Source organism: Vreelandella sp. 2A-K22 (assembly GCF_054065485.1).
Map to the genome: position 1 here is coordinate 220,363 of NZ_JBSUGC010000009.1, position 17,001 is coordinate 237,363.

At 56.3% G+C, this 17,001-nt stretch carries 15 protein-coding genes; all 15 read right to left on the reverse strand.

What is annotated here, in order from left to right; genetic code table 11:
* Position 1: 1 nt before the first annotated feature.
* Positions 2–562: a chemotaxis protein CheW gene (locus ACW17M_RS14145; protein WP_041159342.1), complete on the reverse strand. Its 561-nt coding sequence runs from the start codon at positions 560–562 to the stop codon at positions 2–4.
* Positions 552–2,231: a diguanylate cyclase gene (locus ACW17M_RS14150; protein WP_457547669.1), complete on the reverse strand. Its 1,680-nt coding sequence runs from the start codon at positions 2,229–2,231 to the stop codon at positions 552–554. The genes ACW17M_RS14145 and ACW17M_RS14150 overlap by 11 nt, the downstream gene beginning before the upstream one ends.
* A gap of 69 nt (positions 2,232–2,300) precedes the next feature.
* Complete coding sequence (locus ACW17M_RS14155; RefSeq protein ID WP_457547670.1) at positions 2,301–2,657, reverse strand: response regulator; 357 nt, start codon at positions 2,655–2,657, stop codon at positions 2,301–2,303.
* 69 nt (positions 2,658–2,726) lie between these two features.
* Positions 2,727–4,856: a hybrid sensor histidine kinase/response regulator gene (locus ACW17M_RS14160; RefSeq protein ID WP_457547671.1), complete on the reverse strand. Its 2,130-nt coding sequence runs from the start codon at positions 4,854–4,856 to the stop codon at positions 2,727–2,729.
* Between the two features lie 2 nt (positions 4,857–4,858).
* Positions 4,859–6,286 carry a CheR family methyltransferase gene (locus ACW17M_RS14165; protein WP_027957012.1) on the reverse strand — a complete coding sequence of 476 codons (1,428 nt, stop codon included), beginning with the start codon at positions 6,284–6,286 and terminating at the stop codon, positions 4,859–4,861.
* Positions 6,283–7,350 carry a chemotaxis-specific protein-glutamate methyltransferase CheB gene (gene cheB, locus ACW17M_RS14170; protein WP_009285866.1) on the reverse strand — a complete coding sequence of 356 codons (1,068 nt, stop codon included), beginning with the start codon at positions 7,348–7,350 and terminating at the stop codon, positions 6,283–6,285. Before cheB ends, ACW17M_RS14165 begins: the two co-directional genes overlap by 4 nt.
* 12 nt (positions 7,351–7,362) lie before the next feature.
* On the reverse strand, positions 7,363–9,405 hold the full coding sequence (locus tag ACW17M_RS14175; RefSeq protein WP_039857278.1) for a methyl-accepting chemotaxis protein: 2,043 nt from the start codon (positions 9,403–9,405) through the stop codon (positions 7,363–7,365).
* Between the two features lie 167 nt (positions 9,406–9,572).
* On the reverse strand, positions 9,573–10,739 hold the full coding sequence (locus tag ACW17M_RS14180; RefSeq protein ID WP_039857276.1) for a glutathionylspermidine synthase family protein: 1,167 nt from the start codon (positions 10,737–10,739) through the stop codon (positions 9,573–9,575).
* A 19-nt stretch (positions 10,740–10,758) separates the two neighbouring features.
* Entirely contained in the window at positions 10,759–11,382 is a 624-nt protein-coding gene (locus ACW17M_RS14185; RefSeq protein WP_027957008.1) for a DUF1190 domain-containing protein, read from the reverse strand.
* A gap of 26 nt (positions 11,383–11,408) precedes the next feature.
* Positions 11,409–11,822, reverse strand: coding sequence for a DUF350 domain-containing protein (locus tag ACW17M_RS14190; RefSeq protein WP_022521852.1), 414 nt, complete (start codon positions 11,820–11,822; stop codon positions 11,409–11,411).
* A 43-nt stretch (positions 11,823–11,865) separates the two neighbouring features.
* A complete protein-coding gene (locus tag ACW17M_RS14195) occupies positions 11,866–12,588 on the reverse strand; it encodes a DUF2491 family protein (protein WP_141440608.1) in 723 nt (240 codons plus the stop codon).
* A 45-nt stretch (positions 12,589–12,633) separates the two neighbouring features.
* Positions 12,634–13,329 carry a PspA/IM30 family protein gene (locus tag ACW17M_RS14200; RefSeq protein WP_009285863.1) on the reverse strand — a complete coding sequence of 232 codons (696 nt, stop codon included), beginning with the start codon at positions 13,327–13,329 and terminating at the stop codon, positions 12,634–12,636.
* A 107-nt stretch (positions 13,330–13,436) separates the two neighbouring features.
* Positions 13,437–13,895, reverse strand: coding sequence for a DUF2170 family protein (locus tag ACW17M_RS14205; protein ID WP_230803468.1), 459 nt, complete (start codon positions 13,893–13,895; stop codon positions 13,437–13,439).
* Between the two features lie 158 nt (positions 13,896–14,053).
* Complete coding sequence (locus tag ACW17M_RS14210; RefSeq protein WP_009285862.1) at positions 14,054–15,592, reverse strand: malonate--CoA ligase; 1,539 nt, start codon at positions 15,590–15,592, stop codon at positions 14,054–14,056.
* Positions 15,589–16,992: a malonyl-CoA decarboxylase gene (locus ACW17M_RS14215; protein WP_457547672.1), complete on the reverse strand. Its 1,404-nt coding sequence runs from the start codon at positions 16,990–16,992 to the stop codon at positions 15,589–15,591. Before ACW17M_RS14215 ends, ACW17M_RS14210 begins: the two co-directional genes overlap by 4 nt.
* Positions 16,993–17,001 lie beyond the last annotated feature (9 nt).

Here is a 17,001-nt window from a genome sequence, read left to right on the forward strand (position 1 = left end):
TTTAACCGAGCCCCTGCTGGTAGGCGTCGAAGAGCGCCTCTGGGTCAAGCAGGGCAAGCGCTTCTTGCTCATCTATCTGCCATAGCGCGCTGACATAAGGGCGCAACGTGCCGGAAAGCGTCTCTGGCGGCGCTTGCAGCATACTTTGAGTGACCTCGCACACATCATCAAGCTGTTCAATACGCACACCGCTAGTAATCCCTGCCGCGCTCACTAACAGAATCATCCCCTTACTGTTACCTTCCGGTGCAGGTAAACCGAGTAGTCGATGCAGGCTAATGACGGACTCGATTGTGCCCCGCAGGTGCAGCACACCTTCGGTAGAGGAAGGCAGTCCCGGCACGTAATAGACGGGTTGGTCGCTGGATAGAATTTCACTCACCGCGCTGCCGGGTAGTGCAAAAGGCTGGCCGTTGAGCCGGAAGAGCACTAGCTGTTGGGTAGGCTCATCAATATCTACCACCGCCTCAGCATCGCCGTGTGCTGCTAATGCCTCGTCAAGGGTTTGGGTAGCGGGCGGCTGGTCATTTGCCTCGCCGTTGCGGGGAAATTCAGCGGTCATCGGCCAGCTCCGGCGATATCACTACCTGATTGCGACCTTGGTGTTTGGCGCGGTAGAGCGCTTGGTCGGCGCTTAAACGCAGCGGCTCGGTAGAAGGTTGTGCGGGGAAGCTGCTAATGCCTGCACTGAAGGTGCAGCGAAAGCGAACCTCACCGGTGTGAAAATCAATCAGTGCAAAATCCTCGCGCAGGCTATCGATCAATGTGGCGGCTTTCTCGGCATTAATGCCCTTTAGCAGCACAACAAACTCTTCTCCGCCGTAGCGGCCGATAATATCGGAGAGACGCAGGCGACTCTTTAATAGTCTTGCCAGGGTGATAATTACCTGGTCACCCGCCAAATGACCGTGGGTGTCGTTGACATGCTTGAAGTGATCAATGTCGATCATCGCCATGGCGTGCTGGCTATTATCACGGTGCGCCTGAGCGAGGTTTTTATTGATCAGTTCAGTGGTGGTGCTGTGGTTATACAGCCCGGTCATGCTGTCGCGGGTCATTAATGAGCGCAGCAGACGCAGGCGTTCGGCGCGCAGTTGCACGGCAGAGACCAGCTCTTCGGGCTGAACGGGTTTGGTGAGAAAGGCTTCAACCCCCGCAGACATAGCGGATATCTGCTTTTGGCTGTCGGTTTCACTGGAGAGATAGATAATCGGTAGACCCAGGTGTTCCGGCTGCTGGCGAATAATCGATGCCAGCTCTTCCCCAGAACACACCGGCATATACACATCGACCAACAGTAAATCGGGGCTAAAGCGCTCCATTACCGTGAGCGCATCGGCGGGATGGTGAACCTGATGAGTCAGCATTCCGCTCTCTTCAAGCAACAGAGCGTGGTAAGCGGCTGCTTCGGGCTCATCATCCACCACTAGCACCTTGAGTGGCTCTTCTGCCGCCGGAGCGGTCAGTTCATCCACTGCCAGCATCAGATCCAGCGGTTTTACCGGTTTGGTAAAGTAGCCGCCGCAGCCTGCACGAACGGCACTCAGGCGCGAATGAAAGTCGCTGTGGGCCGACAAAACGATGGCAGGAAGCGGTTGGCCTGTCAGTTTGTTTAAGCTGGTCAGGGTTTCAGTGCCTGCCGTCTGCCCTTGGGGGAACTGCACATCCATGATGACTGCGTCAGGGCGACGAGTGAGCACGGCGTTAAAGAATGTGTCTGTATCGATAAACTGAACGACTTCGTGACCAAAGCAGCGTAGGTGATGGATTAATTGATCGACCTGCTCGGGCTCATCGTCGCACAGATAAATTAACCGCTGGCGCTTATTGCGCAGTGGCTCAACTTGGCTGGAAAGCTCGAAGCTGTTTACGGCCGCCAGCGCTTGCTGTTGACCGTGGTGGGAACGCAGGTGCTGCTGCTCGTGACCCATCTGGAGAAGCAATTGACTGATAAACGTATCGATATCGGCGCGGGCGGGGGAGGTAGTAAGCGCCTCTTGCGCCTGATCCGCCAGCTGGGCAAGCCGCTCAAATCCCAGCGACCTCCCGGTTCCTTTCAAACTATGAAAGAAACGGTGCAGCTCTGGCGCGAGTCGCGCCTGTTCTTCGCTCGTCGTGCGACTCTGCTGCCACAGCTCGGCGGTTTGCGCTAAGCGGGACGGAAGCTGCTCAATAAAACGCTCACGCAGCTGGTTCAGCTTATCGTGCAGCGAAGGGGCGGGCTTAGACATCAAACTACCTACGTAAGTGAACGAAAGCGGCGATCCATTCCATCAGTGATCCATTCCCACTAGCGATGGTTACTCATCAAGCGCCTGTTTTACTGCGGCTTCCAGGTTGGATGCCAGCTCGGCATCTTTACGCAAACAGGCATCCAGGCCTGGTGTTTGCTGAAGCGTTATGTCCGGCGTGTCTCCGGTGAGTAAAATAAACGGTAGGTGATTAGCCTGCTCGCGCAGCATCGCCAGCAGTGCTACCCCACTGATGAGGGGCATGTGCATATCGCTGACAATCAGCTTGATATCGCTGCGATTATCTAGCTGCTCAACGGCTTCCATCGCGTCAATGGCCAGCAGCGTCTCATGGCCCTGATGCTCAAGCAGTGCCGCCGTCATTTCCCCGGCAAGCGGATCGTCGTCTACGACCAGGATAGGCATTCCATGACCTCATGGTAGTTGTGTCTTTAATGGCTATGTCATTAACCGTCGTGTCAGTATCACTCGTGATTAACCCAGTAGGGCCTGGAGTGTCTCAACTAAATTGTTTTGGTCAAAGCTACCTTTGACGATATAAGCGTCAGCACCGACTTCAATACCGCGTCGCCGATCAGCCTCCTTTTCCCGCGAGGTGATAATAATAATTGGCCGATAACGATAAACCTCATTTTCGCGCAGTCGGGCAGTCAGCGCAAAGCCATCCATTACCGGCATCTCAACGTCGGTAAGTACGGCATCAAACGGCTCTGCCAGTGCTTTGGCTAATCCGTCGCGACCATTTTCGGCCAGGGTAACGTGGTAGCCCCACGCTTCGAGTACATCTTTCTCTATTTCGCGGGTATTCAGTGAGTCGTCGACCACCAAAATGCGTTTCGCGAGAGCGGAGGATGCACGCTCTTCGTTAGCACGTTGGGCACCGTGTCGGGTGGCTTCCAGTAAAGCGGGTACGTGGAGTAGGCTTACCAGCGCATTGCGTCCCATGGAAACCATGCCCGAGACCAGTGGTAAATAACGCAGATGCACGGGCAGTGGCTTGATGATCATATCGCGTTCATCAATCAGGGAGTCAATAATCAGAGCAAGCTTCTGGTGCCGCTGGTGGACGACCAGCAGTAGGGTGGTATCAGTACCGGACGCCGTCTCTGGTAGCTCAAGCAGTTGGGCTAGCGATACCACCGGCACAAATTCATTGCGTAAAATCAGCGTGCGCTGACCCGCAGCATCAATAAATGATTGTGATGAGCACTCTACCAACTCTGATACGTAAGGCGCCGTTACCCCTAGGTTGACGCCGCCGACGCTGACCAGCAGTACCTGCATCATCGCCAACGAGAGTGGCAGGCGCAGAGTAAAGCGGGTGCCGTTACCGCGTTCGCTGGCAAGCTGCAGGTCGCCGTTAAGCTCATCCACCACGGTGCGCTTGACCACATCCATGCCCACACCGCGGCCAGAAAAGTCGGTAATCATGCTCTTGGTAGAGAAGCCCGGCAGGAATATAAGCTCTAGCGTTTCCTGTTCGCTCAGTGCATGGAGCTGCTCTTCGCTCACCAACTGCTTGGCGAGCGCTTTTTGACGTACCGCTTCAAGCGAAATACCCGCGCCGTCGTCACGCATCTCTACCACCACCCAGCCAGCATCCTGCCAGGCTTCGATAACCAACTGCCCACGGGGAGGTTTACCCGCTACCTGGCGCTCGGCAGGCAGCTCTAAGCCGTGATCCAAGGCATTGCGCAGCAGGTGAATAAGCGGATCCGACAGGCGATCAATCATCTGGCGATCAAGTTCGATTTCGCTGCCTCGCACCCGGCAGTCGACCTGTTTGCCGAGTGACTGGGCCAATTCCCGGGACATATGCGCGAGTGGATCAAACACCACGCTTAACGGCAGCATGCGCATTTGCAGTGCGCGGTCGTGTAGGTCGCTCATCAGCGAATCGTGGCTTAACACGCTATCTTTCAGCTCACGGTGAAAGGCGTGAAAAGGCCCCTGCTGTTCGGCAGGAGGTGTGATGCTTAGCTCACGGGCTTGATCAACCAGGGTATGTAAATGATGATGGCCGGAAAGCACTTCGCCCATCAAACGAATAACATCGTCCAGTCGATCCAGGCGAACCCGCACAGTATCGCTGAGCCGCAGTTCGCTCTCCGCCACCAGCGCAGCGGAGGAAGGCGGTGTTGAGGAGGACGGTAGCGCAGGCACAGAGGATGGCGCCGCCTCAGCGGGAGTAATGGGCGGGGGTGGGGCCTGACCGAGGGCAGCCGCTTCCAGGGCGCTACATAGCGCCTCATCAGCCGCGGGTAGGTCGTCACCTGTCGCTCCTTCGGCGAGTCGACTGACTAAGTCAGCAAGACCGTCAACCGCCTGGCTGAGCAGGCTGGTCACCGTTGGCGTTGCGGTTAGGGTGCCGTCGCGCAGAGCGCTGAGCAGCTCTTCAGTGCTATGTGCCAGCGCCGTAATTGGCACCAGTTTAAGCATTCGCGACGAGCCTTTCAGCGTATGCGCTGCGCGGAACAGGTCGTTGATCTGTTCGCGATCAGCATGGCCCTGCTCCAGTGCGCTAATTCCTTCTCGCAAGCGGGGCAGGTGGTCGGCTGCCTCTTCCACAAAGCGTTGTATAAAGCGGCGAATATCCAGCGCCATAATTAACCCACTCCCTGGGTGGTACTGGTTGATGCCAGTGTTAGGTTCACCGCGTCTAAATAACGTTCGGCTAGAAAGCGCGCATCGCCTGGCGGTAGTGGTGGGGTGATGGTGTCTAGCCCTCCATCAGAGGTGGGCGCAGTGGTCAGCAAACGAACCACCGCAGCATAGCGCTGCTTGCGCTGTAATGGCTTGTCGGCCAGTTCGCCTTGGCGATAAAGTTCAGCTAAGTAGAAATGGGCCGGCCAACACTCCGGGGCGACGTAAATGGCCCGCTTAAAATGCTCGTAGGCGAGCTGGGGCCGCTGCTGCCAGCGGGCGACCAACCCGGCCAGCACCAGCGCATCGATCGACCACGGCTGTTGCTTAAGCAGCACCTCAAGCAGCGTAGCGGCGTCGTCAAACGCATTTTGGTTAAGCAACCGATGGGCGGTGTGCAGTTGGTGGCTAATGCTGTCCGTTGGCTCTTTTTCCGTTGCATGCTGACGTGGCGCCTGGGGTGTCACATCAGTGCAGTTGTCTAACGCTAGCTGTTTATTTGCGCTCTCAGCAACGCTAATACTGTCTTCAGCCATGTTGTCCATCGCAAGTAATGAGGGCTGAAGGGGCGTCTCTGGCACTATCGCGGGTTGCTCTGCATGGCGAAAGTAAAATACGCCCTGAGCTTCGGTCAATTCAAACACGCCGAGATCGTTACCCAGGGTTTCGGTGACGCCGCAGAGTAAAATGCCATTGGGGGCCAGCAACTGGCTAAGTTGCTGATGGATATGGCGCCGCGTCTGCTGGTCAAAGTAGATCGAGACATTGCGAAACAGAATTACATCAAAGGGGCCGACGGGGCTGTCTTCGTTGGCGTTTAACAGGTTAAACGGCCGAAAGGTTACCCATTGGCGCAGCGGTTCGTGAAGCTTGTAGCGCCCCTTGTGGGGGCTGAAGTAACGCTTTTTGAAGGCGGGGGAGAGGGCGCGAAACGCCATGCCGCCATAAACTGCCTGGCGTGCCTTGGCGAGAACTTGGTGATCCAGGTCGCCGCCGGTAAGAGTAAACAGCGCTTTGGCCCGCTCGCCAAAGCGCTCAAACAGCATCATCGCTACGCTATAGGGCTCCTCACCGGAAGAGCAGCCCGCGCTGAAGATAGAGAGCGGCGGCTGCTCTGTCGTTAGGCGTTGCGGTAAATAGGTGTTGACCAGCCAGTCCAGGGCGTCAGGTTCGCGAAAAAAATAGGTTTCGTTGACCGTTAACTGGCTGACAAATTGATCGAATAGCGCCGGGTCGTGGCTTAATTGCTTGAGGAGCTGAGTGATGTCGGTTAGCCCCGTGGAGGCCTGTAAGCTGGCTACTGCTCGGAATAGCCGGGCTTCGGCCAAGCCATCTAGGTGTAAACCGCAGCGTTGATGCACCAGAGCTTTGAAGGGAGCAAACGCACTCATGCCAGAGGCTCCGGTCGGCTATCCATGCAGCCATGGACATCGCGTAGCAGCCGATCCGGAAGGCTATCGAGCGGTAATTCATACTGTATGACGCCTGCTTTGACGGCTTCCTGATTCATGCCATAAATCACCGAGCTGGCTTCATCTTGCGCGAAGGTGGTTCCGCCTGCGCGATGTATCGCCCGCATACCATTCACTCCATCGCGGCCCATGCCGGTCAAAATAATACCAATCGCATCGCTGCCGTAGACCTCCGCGACACTGTGCAGCAGCACATCGCAACAGGGGTGGTACAGGGAGCATTCAGGACTGGGTTGAAGCTGGAAGCGGTGGCGGGAGGATACGCATAAGTCACGCTCGGAAGGTGAGAGGTAAATATGCCCAGGGCGTAGCCGTTCGCCCTCTTGGCCCACGCTAACCGGCATAGTGCAAAGGGATGCCAGCCATTGTGCCATGCCATCAATAAATCCATGACTGATGTGCTGGGCGATCACAATGGGGGCTGGAAACCCGCTGGGTAGCCTCCGCAGCACCCGCACTAAAGCTTGCGGGCCACCGGTTGAGCAGGCGATCGCGACCACGTGCTGGAAGTTACGCGGCACCCCCCGTGGCGTTACAGCAAATGTCGCTATTGGAGGAGAGGGGGTGGGTGCTAAGCCGCGTCGACGTAGACGAGTGATGACCGCCACACCGGAAAGCAGGCGTACACGCTCCAGCAAGCGTTCGGCATCGGCTCCTTCCAGAGTGGGTTTAGGCATGACCTCCAACGCGCCTACCTCAAGGGCTTGATAGGCGGTTTGCGCATCGGAGCGGTCACTAACTACCAGAATGGGCACCCCTTTGCTGTACATGATCTCTTCGATCGCGGTCAAGCCGTCCATCACCGGCATGTTGAGATCCATGGTGATCAGATGCGGCGCAAGGCGCTTGGCCAGCTCCACCGCTTCGCGGCCATTCGCGGCTTCCCCCACGATCTCAATATCATCGTCCCGGCTGAGGATATCGCGTAGCACGTCGCGGGCTACTTGGCTGTCGTCGGCAATGACTACCCGAATTACACTCATCCGGTATCCTTATCAGCGATTTTTATTTGTTAGGGTGAACTCCTGCACCAGCGCGTTAAGCTCAGCCGACATATGGATCATGTCCTGGCTAATATCGGTAATACTGCGCACTGAGTGTGCGTTGCGAGAACTGGCCGTATCGATATCGCGTAGGGCCATCACCACCTGGCTGCTGGCGGTTTTTTGCTGCTGTGTGGAGAGCGATATCTGCTGGGCCGCGCTGCTGGTTTGACTCGCTGCCTTGAGCAGCGCCTCCAGATCCTGGGCGGTACTCATGCTTGCCTCAACGCCCTGCTCGATTGAGGAGGCACCTTTTTCAGAGGCCACCACCAAGCGATTAATCGCCGTCTGAATATCATCGGTATGCGCTTCAATCTCTTGGGTTGAGTCGGTCACGCTGTCAGCCAAGCGGCGTATCTCACTGGCGACAACCGAAAAGCGGCGGCCCGATTCCCCTGCGCTTGAAGCTTCCAAGGCGGCATTAAAAGCGATCAGCTTGGTCTGAGCGGCCAGGGTGTTGATCAGCTCCATAACCTTGTTGATCTGTTTGGATTTCGCCCCCAGTGTCATGATCTCTGTCAGGCTCTGTTCGCTGTCGCTACGGATATCCTGCATTTTTGACTGTAGCAGCTGCATGGCCGAACTGCCTTTCCGGCTGCGCTCCAGCGTCTGATTGGCAACGTCGACCACCGACTGAGAGTGATCGGCAATTTGGGTTGATGAGGTAGAGAGTTCTTCCATGGTGGAAGTTATTTCCGCTACCGAAGAGGCCATTTCCTCGACCGCTGCGGCCATGGTTTGGCTTGCTTCATGATCGATATCGCTACCGTGCACACCGGAAAGCCCGGCGGTTTTCGCCAGCCGGTCAGCGACTTGCGTTAGTGCCTGAGCGTTTTTGGCCACTGCCGCAATAGCGCGGGAGAGGCGCTCAAGGAGCTCGTTGGTTTGGTTGGCTAAGTCGCCAAGTTCGGCTTTGTCATCGGTGCTGACCCGCCGCGAAAGATCCAGGCTGTAGGTGATGTCTTTCAACTGGCGCTGGAAATCAATCAGCGGGCGGATGAGGCTGCCAGTCAGCGGGTAGAGTACCAGCAGCCCAACGAGCAGAATGAGCAGCCCTATACCGCTGGACTCCAGGAAGCGCTCGTGGGTGGACGCCAGGTACGCCTTTTTATCGACTTCCACCATTAGGTAGCGCTGCAGCTCGGGGAGCCAGATCGTGCTGACCAACACTTCTTGACCGTCACGGGTCGCTTCATGCACCTGTAGCTGCTCGTTTTGCAGCAAACGCTGCGACGCTTGCTCTGGTAAGGCCTCGGTGGCTGTTGCGACAGTAGGAGCTGATTCATCACTACGATTGGCTTCGCCGCTGCGAACAAGCAGCTCACCCTCGGCGCTGAGCAGCGAAGCGTGTCCGCTACCGCCTAAGCGAAAGTCATCAATCAAACTGGCCATTTGGGAGAGATCAAGCCCCGCACCGGCCACGACCAGCGGTCGACCGTTGGCGGCATTTACCGTGCTGCGATAATTGACGTACACAAAGGCATCGTCGGGTGAGAAGGTGTCGCTATCTAAATTTAGCTCGTAAGCGTTGTCGCTGTCAGTAAAGTGGTAGTACCAGTCATCTTCGCTGCCGGGGGGCTGGATAATGCGCTGCAGAAATTCACCGTTGCGCAGCTGGAAATAGTAGCCCCGACCCTGGTGTTGAGCGGCGATAAACAGCAGCTCGGTGTCTAACTGCTCCATAAGACGCGCTAGATACGCCGCAATGTCGTTTTGTCGCTCTTCCGGTAGGCCTTCGCGAACCCACTGCTCAATAAAGTAGCTATTGGCCAAGCTTTCGGAAATGGCAAGATCCTGGCTAAGGCTGAGGTTTATATGCGCTGCCAGCCCTTTGACCTGTGCCGGTAGCTCTTGATTAAGCAGGTTATCCAGCCGCGCTTGGCTGTGTGAACGCGCTTGAAGATAGAGCGCCAAAAGCATCGCGAATGCTAAGACTGTCCCAAAAGAGAGAAATAGACGAAGCCGTAAAGGTAGGGATTTCCAGCGCGCCATCATGTTCGCCGTTGCTCCAAAGTAGACGGTGGCCCTAACGACGCTGCTCAATAGCGCTCAGGGTTAGAAGTAGAGTGATACTTACCACTCTACTTAGGGTAGTGGCAACGATTTCAGCTTTTTTTGTGAGGACTGGCTAGCCTGTAATAAGTGTATTTTGGTACTTGCGCTTACACGATCGCGTGGGGCACAAAGCAGGAGGAGTCTTTGGTGATGCGACCAACGTCTTCACGAATGCCCATGCCGCAGGCGCGGTCGCCCACTACCCAACTGCCAATTAAGGCGTGGTTATTACCAAAGCGCGGCATCGGGTGGTAAGCCTGCCGAATCCATGGGCTGTCGGTATAGGGGCCGTCCACGGCCTCCCGCTGGCCAGTTGGAGTGATTAGCTCCACATTGCTGCCTTCCCGGGAGAAGAACGGTTTACGCACCCAGCCCGCAGGCAGTGGTGGGCTATTGGCATCCTCAAAAAACGCCGGTAGTAGATTGGGGTGGCCTTTAAAGTGTTCCCATAAAAGGGGCAGAATCCCCTTGTTGGAGAGAATGGCTTTCCAGGGCGGCTCAAACCAGTGGGTGTTTAGCTGTGGGATATATTCGCCAAACGCATCGTCGGCCATCTCTTCCCAGGGGTAGAGTTTGAACAGGGCGTGGATAGGCTGGTCATCAAGGTCAACAAAGTGCTCTGCCCCGGTTTGTAGGCCAATATCCTCGGTGTAGATAAAAGGCGCCTTGAGCCCCGCCTGCACCGCCACATCCTGCAGGTAGTGCACGGTGGCGCGCTCTTCAGCATTATCTTTGATGCAGGAGAAATAGAGTGTACGCGCTTCAATGCGATCGCCAAGGTGCGCCATGGCATTGATCAGGCGCTCTTGAATAGAGTTGTACTGATCCGCATGGCGCGGCAGGATGCCTTGCTGGATGGCTTGCTCAAGCCACACCCACTGAAAAAAGCCCGCTTCGTAGAGCGAGGTAGGGGTGTCGTAGTTGAGCTCCAGCAGTTTCGCCGGGCCATCGCCTGAATAGGCAAAATCCATTCGTCCGTAGAGGTGCGGTTGGCCCGACTTCCAGGAATTATGGATGCTGTCCCACATGTGTTCAGGCAACGCCAGACGCTGCATAAGCGCATTGGAGTGGCAAACCTTGTCCACCAGCTCCATGCACATCTCATGCACTTCCTCGGTAGGCGCTTCGATATCTCGCTCTACCTGCTCTAGGCTGAACTGGTAGTAGGCATCCTCTTTCCAGTAAGGCTCCCCGTCGATGGTATGAAAATGAAAGCCCAGCTCGTGGGCCAGGGCTTTCCACTCTTTCCTTTCAGGGATATCGATTCGCAGCATAGTAATGTTTGCCTGGGGGTTATGAGCCCCAGCCGCCGCGGGCAGAAGAGCGTGAGCCAAAGCCTCGGCGCTGAGACGCGGCTTGGCGGTTCTGAGCCACTGAGCTACGCATGGCATCGTTACGCTGAGTGACGCGCTGAGTCGCCTGGCTAGAGGCCGTGTTCCAGTTGCCCTGGTTCTGGCGATTGCGGTACACCGGCTCCTGATACACCCGCTCGAAGGAGCGTCCACGATTGGTGTTGGACATCATGCTGCCGACCATATAACCCATCATGGCAGGCATGAACCAGCTGCCGCCGGTGCTACCCGTAGCCGCTTGAGACTGCTCTTCGGTCGGCGCGGTACAAGCGCCTTCACCATTCTCCGCTTCGCACTCCTCCAGGGTGCTATAGCGCGGCACCTCTTTTAATGAGGCTTCGTAAGCATCTTCGCAGGCGCTACGGGTATAGACATTCTCCGCAACGCAATCTTCAACGCTTTGAAAGCTGCGCGGCTGGTCGAATTCTATATCGGTGATTTGCTCTTCCTGGGGCGGTTGACCACAGGCGGTAAGACCAAAGGCGCTGGCGCCCATCATCGCCAGTGACAAGCGCCCGCTGCGCTTGCGGCGCGGCAAATGAGGGGTACTATCGTGTTTTGACATGCAGGCTCTCCTTTACCACGTCGTCGTTACCAAGTCATCGAAGCGGCGTTGAGTAAGCCGACTGCCACGGCCACGCTGGCCATCAAAATGCCGTAGGCCTGGTGGCCTTCGGTAATGTGCTGGGACAGGCTTTCACCCTGCTTGCGCAGAAACAACTTAACGCCAAAGAAGGTGGCCAGTTGAACGATAAAGGCGACAATGCCCCAGAGCACAAAATCGATGAAGCTAATGGAGTTTGCCATCGCACTGTACAGCGGAATGGTGAAGCCTAAAATGGAGCCGCCATAGGCAGAAGCAGCGGCCGCATTACCTTCGCGAATCAGCGTCCACTCGTGGTGCGGGGTAATCCGGCTGTAGCAGTACATAAAGGCGGCGAGCAGGATAATCGCCGTGACTAGATAGGCGATAAATGATGGCAGGCCGTAGAGGTAATTCACCATGGTGGTTGCTTCCTTTTCAGTAGCTTAAAAATAGACTTGCGGGTCAAACAGCGTCGATATCGACGGAGGCCACATCTACCCCCACGTTGTGCACCGCCATAAAGCTGCCTTCGCCATCGCTTTCTGCGCTCAGCAGTAAGTACTCCATACGCTCAGCGCCTTCGATGGTACGCTCATAGAGCATGGCATGGTGGGTCACATGGCGCGCCGACACGCTCTCGGTGGTCATTACCTGCTCTTCGAAAACCACCGGCGGCGACCACAGGCTGTCACCATTCCCCCACACTCGCTGATAGGTGCAACTGCGCGCCTCCTCAGTGGTTGAGGTGAGCGCGATGGTTTGGGCGCCGATGCTGTCGGGCTGTTTATCTTCACCGTTTATCAAATGATCAAATTCGACATCCGAGAGATGGGCAACACGGTAAAAGTCGAACAGCTTATATTCAAGCACCTGACCGTTCTCAATATTGGCCTGCAGCCAGGTGTCGTTATCCAGATAGAAGCGCACCAGGTACGCTCCTTGGCCAAGATCGACGTGCCCCACGGCAGCTATATGATGGTAGGCATCGTCGTTCCAGCGAAACAGTGCATCGGGGTGGGCGCGCAGGCCGATCAGCTTAATATTGACGCGCCCATCCAGGCGTAGGCCCTCAAGGTCTTCCTGGCTGATACTCATAGGCAGGCCAGCGGCCACCGGGCGGCCTTCGTTAGGCTCGGGTGGCTTCTCCGTAGTAGCGCGAAAAAGTGCCTTGAGGGTGTTAAACATGGCCTGGCTCCCTAATAAATTTAAACGCTGATTTGCTCTTAACGCTTATTCCTGTGCGGCGTTTTTCTTCGCTTTCAGGCGCGCTAACACGTCGTCTGCTTTGCGATTCTGGCCACCCACCCCGGCTGCTTTCAGGCGTGCTTCAAGCGAGCTGCCGCTCTCTTCTGCGGCCATGTCGTCAGCGGCTTGCATTTGCGCTGAATTAAGCTGCTGGCGCTCTTTGATGCGCTCCAGTGACTCCATGGCGCTGCTCATGGCGCTGTTCTGGCCTGAGTGGCGAGCCGCGACGGCAGATTGGGCTTTTTGTGCTGACTCAGTCGCCTTAACGACGCTCACCTGCTGCTTGAGTTGGCGAAGCTGATTGTCGGTGCCGCGAATCGCGCCGCGTAGTTTTTCGATGCTGGCGTCGTACTCGCTGACAATAGCGCGCTCCGCTTCCAGGTCATCCTGCAGCGCCACCATGCGTTCAGCCACTTCCACGGCTAGCGCTTCTTCACCTTTATCCAGCGCGGCCTCAGCGCTTTTTTCCAGTTCGGCGATTTTGCTTTCCAGGGCGTCAGCTTTATTGCTGTTTAGCTGGCGCTGGCCCATCAGGCGGGTGAGTTCGGTTTTAGATTGGCTCAGGTGATTTTCCGAGTCGCGGATTTCCTGGTCTAAAATGCGCAGTGCTTGGGAATCCACCACGGCTTGACCGGTTTCATTCGCTTTGCCACGCAGGGCAGTCATAATTTTGCTTAACATATAAGTGTCTCTTCTTTAAGAATATCTTTAAATAAAGCGCCACTGTTTCAGTGTGCATGTCAGTGGCGATGACCGATTAACTCTGTTTTCGATAACCCCTGTTAGGCTTAGGCAAAGTGCGTTTGAATCAGTTCGGCGACGTCCATGGCCGCGCTGGCCGTGGCGTGTAGCTCGGCACAAATCGATTCAAGCTTTGAGTCGCCAAACAGCTGTCCGTAAGCCACATAAAAGTCGTGACCGTCGATTTCGACAATGCCCACGGAAGCCAGCGGTAACGAAATGCCCTGGCGCAACAGCACTTCGTTGAGTTCAGCGGTATTGTTGACGCTATCAACGGCCACAATGGGCGCCATGGCGACCCACTCATTTTCGCTGCGCGAGAGGGTAATCGGCAAGTTGCCGTAGTCGTTAAGCTCCCAGATCAGGGTCTGATTCGTCTCATCCAGGCTGATCGTGCCCTCGGGCCACTCAAGGGGGGCCTCTGTAGCGTTGTTGGATGCCGGCTGGCGGACTAATTTATATAGCTCGCTGGCGGTGATGCCGTTGGTAACGGTAGGCGTAGTCAAGGCGATCTGCTCCATCGTTCGTTAAGTGACCTTACCTTAACATTTAGTAGAGCAAATGGTTCCTTTTCGCAAAAAAACGCCCCGCCTCTTTCCCTTATCGTGTCAGGTGAAAGAGTTGGGGCAAATATTTAGGGGTGGGTAACGCTTAGGAATGGCGACTAAGGCGTTTGGTAGGTGTCGTTGAACCGTTTGCGCAGTTCATTTTTCTGTACTTTGCCCATCGTATTGCGCGGCAGTTCATCGACAAAGAAGACCCGCTTGGGCTGCTTATACTTAGCGAGCCGTCCATCTAAATGGGTGATTACTTTCTCCTCTTCAAGCTGGTTTTCTCCAAGATCAGCGCCTTGCTGGCGAACCACCACTGCGGTAACGCCCTCGCCAAAGTCAGGGTGCGGTAGACCGATCACTGCGGATTCGGCGACTTGATCAAGCTCGTCGATCACCTGCTCCACCTCTTTGGGGTAAACGTTGTAGCCGCCGGAAATCACCAGATCCTTGTCACGGCCAACAATATGCACATAGCCCTGCTCGTCGACCATGGCGAGATCGCCGGTAATAAAAAAGCCGTCGTCTAACAGCTCTTCGCGGGTCTTTTCGGGCATTCGCCAGTAGCCGATAAAGACATTCGGGCCGCGAATCTGCAGCATGCCAATCTCACCAAACGGCACCTCCGCGCCAGTTTCTCGGTTGGTAATGCGCATCTCCACACCGGGTAGTGGCATGCCCACAGTGCCTGCTCGGCGGGCACCGTCATAGGGGTTGGAGAGGTTCATATTGGTTTCAGTCATGCCGTAGCGCTCAAGAATCGCATGCCCCGTTTTGGCTTCAAATGCCTCGTGGGTCTCGGCGGTGAGCGGAGCGGAGCCGGAAACGAACAGCCGCATGTTGGCGGTAGCTTCTGGGGTCAGTCGTTCGTCCTGAACCAAGCGCGTATAGAAGGTAGGAACGCCCATCATCACAGTGCCACGGGGCAACTCTTCAAAAATGACATCGGCATCGAACTTAGGCAGGAAGAGCATGCTGGCGCCCGCCATCAAAGTGACGTTGCAGGCGACGAATAAGCCGTGGGTGTGGAAGATCGGCAGCGCATGAATCAGCCGGTCATCAGCGCTGAAGTGCCACGCTTTGGCCAGGGTCTTGGCGTTAGAGGCGAGGTTTTTGTGCGTTAGCATGGCGCCTTTGGAGCGCCCAGTGGTGCCTGAGGTATAGAGAATCGCGGCCAGGTCGCGTTCGCCAAGTGCCACGATGTCTTCTCTTGGTACTGCCGCTTGGGCGGTTTCCATCAGGCTACCATCGGCGGCGCCGCCCAGGGTGACCACCGCCGGACAGCCGGTTTCAGCAGCAAGCGACAGTGCTTGCTCTTCTATCTTGGGGCGACAAACGAACAGCGCGGGCTCGGCGTCATTTAAAAAGTAGCGAATCTCATCGCCGGTATAGCCCGTATTGAGGGGCAAATAGACGCCGCCGATGCGCAGGCAGGCCAGGTAAAGCAGTATCGCCTCAGGACTTTTATCCACCTGCACGGCAACGCGGTCGCCTTGCTTAACGCCTAGCTCGGTTAGTGCGCCGGCAAGCTGCGCACTGATGGTCAGCGCATCGGCGTAGCGATAGCGGCGGCCATCGCGGGTAGTAATAAAATCGGCCTCTGCGCGCTCGCGCATTTTGGCAGCAAAGGTTTCAAATAGGTTGTGGCTCATTTGGTGGTCTCTCCTTTGGCCAGCTTGCGAGCGCGTTTGGCGAGGTCGCGCACCTCATTCGAGCAAGCAACGGTCGCCTTGGCGGTATAGTTTTCGTGATTGCGCTCGATATCGTCCAGCACATACAGATAGTTAACCATCAGTCCTGCGGCTTGTTTAAAGCCCTTCTCGGAGATATCGCCCAACCAATTAATACGGTGGAGTTCAGCGCCGTTGCCGAGGTGAAAGCGGGCCACCGGGTTGAGCGGCAGGCCGTGGCGGTTCTTCTCTTCGACCAAGTAACGGGCGGCCAGTGGGCGAATCGCGGCTTTAAGCTGCTCTTCAAACGCTTTGTCCTGATGCCATCCTGGGGTTTCAAGCCCTTTGAGTGATTTACGCAGCGACGAGGGAAGCTGCTCATCCTCACGCTGCTCCTGCAGCCACTGGGCGAAGCCAGGCACCGGCGAGAGGGTGACGAAGTATTTAAGCTGCGGCAGCTCCTGGGAGAGCTCTTGCACCACCTGCTTGATCAAAAAATTACCGAAGGAGATGCCGCGCAGGCCGGTCTGGCAGTTGCTGATACCAAAGAATGCCGCAGTATCGGCATCCTCGGGCTCATCGATGGCTTTTTTAGTATGACGACTCTCTCCAGAACCCTCTCCAGAACCCTCTCCAGAACTTTCCCCCGACAAGATGGGCTGTATACGGCTTGGCAAGCCCTTGTGGAGGGCCACTTCCACAAAGATCAGCGGCTCGTCGCCAATGGCGGGGTGGAAGAAGGCGAAACAGCGGCGATCGCGGGCATCCAGGCGCCGGCGCAGATCATCCCAATCCTGTATTTCGTGTACCGCTTCGTAGCGGATGATCTTCTCTAGAATCGAAGCGGGAGTGTTCCAGTCAATGCGCTTGAGCATCAAAAAACCGCGGTTGAACCAGGAGCCGAACAGATGGGCGAAATCGTCGTCGATGGGCGCTAATTCCGGCTGTTCGCGTAGTAGCCCCAGCAGGTCTTCACGCATTTTAACCAGCTCATAGGTGCCGTCGCTGGCCAGGTTTAAACGCCGAAAAAGCTCTTGGCGCCGGGGCTCGCAGGCTTCAAACAGGCGCTGTAGCGATTGGTTGTCGCGCACCTCTTGATACGCCAGATAGGCCGCGTCAATGGGGCCGGGCTCGGCCGCAAAGTCAGCCGTTAGACGGGCAAAAAAGCTGCTTTTTTCAGCTGCCGAAAGGCGCTGATAAATCGCCAAGGCGCGGCTTGCCAGCGCGATGCTGGAGGCTTCGCCATCGCTTTCCAACAGCTTGTGGCAGGCGTTAACCAACTGCCCATGGTCGGGCGTTAAAGTCTCGGGATGGCGCCGCCGCAACAGCGCATCACGCTGGGTGATGTTGTTGAACAGCTCCTGCAAAAACAGCATGTTCATGGTCGAACT

What these genes read in the sequence shown, in the direction of transcription:
- ACW17M_RS14195 (WP_141440608.1), bottom strand. Translation starts at nt 12,588, where the DNA reads ATGTTTAACACCCTCAAGGCACTTTTTCGCGCTACTACGGAGAAGCCA.
- ACW17M_RS14145 (WP_041159342.1), bottom strand. Translation starts at nt 562, where the DNA reads ATGACCGCTGAATTTCCCCGCAACGGCGAGGCAAATGACCAGCCGCCC.
- ACW17M_RS14150 (WP_457547669.1), bottom strand. Translation starts at nt 2,231, where the DNA reads ATGTCTAAGCCCGCCCCTTCGCTGCACGATAAGCTGAACCAGCTGCGT.
- ACW17M_RS14165 (WP_027957012.1), bottom strand. Translation starts at nt 6,286, where the DNA reads ATGAGTGCGTTTGCTCCCTTCAAAGCTCTGGTGCATCAACGCTGCGGT.
- ACW17M_RS14185 (WP_027957008.1), bottom strand. Translation starts at nt 11,382, where the DNA reads ATGTCAAAACACGATAGTACCCCTCATTTGCCGCGCCGCAAGCGCAGC.
- ACW17M_RS14160 (WP_457547671.1), bottom strand. Translation starts at nt 4,856, where the DNA reads ATGGCGCTGGATATTCGCCGCTTTATACAACGCTTTGTGGAAGAGGCA.
- ACW17M_RS14215 (WP_457547672.1), bottom strand. Translation starts at nt 16,992, where the DNA reads ATGAACATGCTGTTTTTGCAGGAGCTGTTCAACAACATCACCCAGCGT.
- ACW17M_RS14200 (WP_009285863.1), bottom strand. Translation starts at nt 13,329, where the DNA reads ATGTTAAGCAAAATTATGACTGCCCTGCGTGGCAAAGCGAATGAAACC.
- cheB (WP_009285866.1), bottom strand. Translation starts at nt 7,350, where the DNA reads ATGAGTGTAATTCGGGTAGTCATTGCCGACGACAGCCAAGTAGCCCGC.
- ACW17M_RS14155 (WP_457547670.1), bottom strand. Translation starts at nt 2,657, where the DNA reads ATGCCTATCCTGGTCGTAGACGACGATCCGCTTGCCGGGGAAATGACG.
- ACW17M_RS14175 (WP_039857278.1), bottom strand. Translation starts at nt 9,405, where the DNA reads ATGATGGCGCGCTGGAAATCCCTACCTTTACGGCTTCGTCTATTTCTC.
- ACW17M_RS14190 (WP_022521852.1), bottom strand. Translation starts at nt 11,822, where the DNA reads ATGGTGAATTACCTCTACGGCCTGCCATCATTTATCGCCTATCTAGTC.
- ACW17M_RS14180 (WP_039857276.1), bottom strand. Translation starts at nt 10,739, where the DNA reads ATGCTGCGAATCGATATCCCTGAAAGGAAAGAGTGGAAAGCCCTGGCC.
- ACW17M_RS14210 (WP_009285862.1), bottom strand. Translation starts at nt 15,592, where the DNA reads ATGAGCCACAACCTATTTGAAACCTTTGCTGCCAAAATGCGCGAGCGC.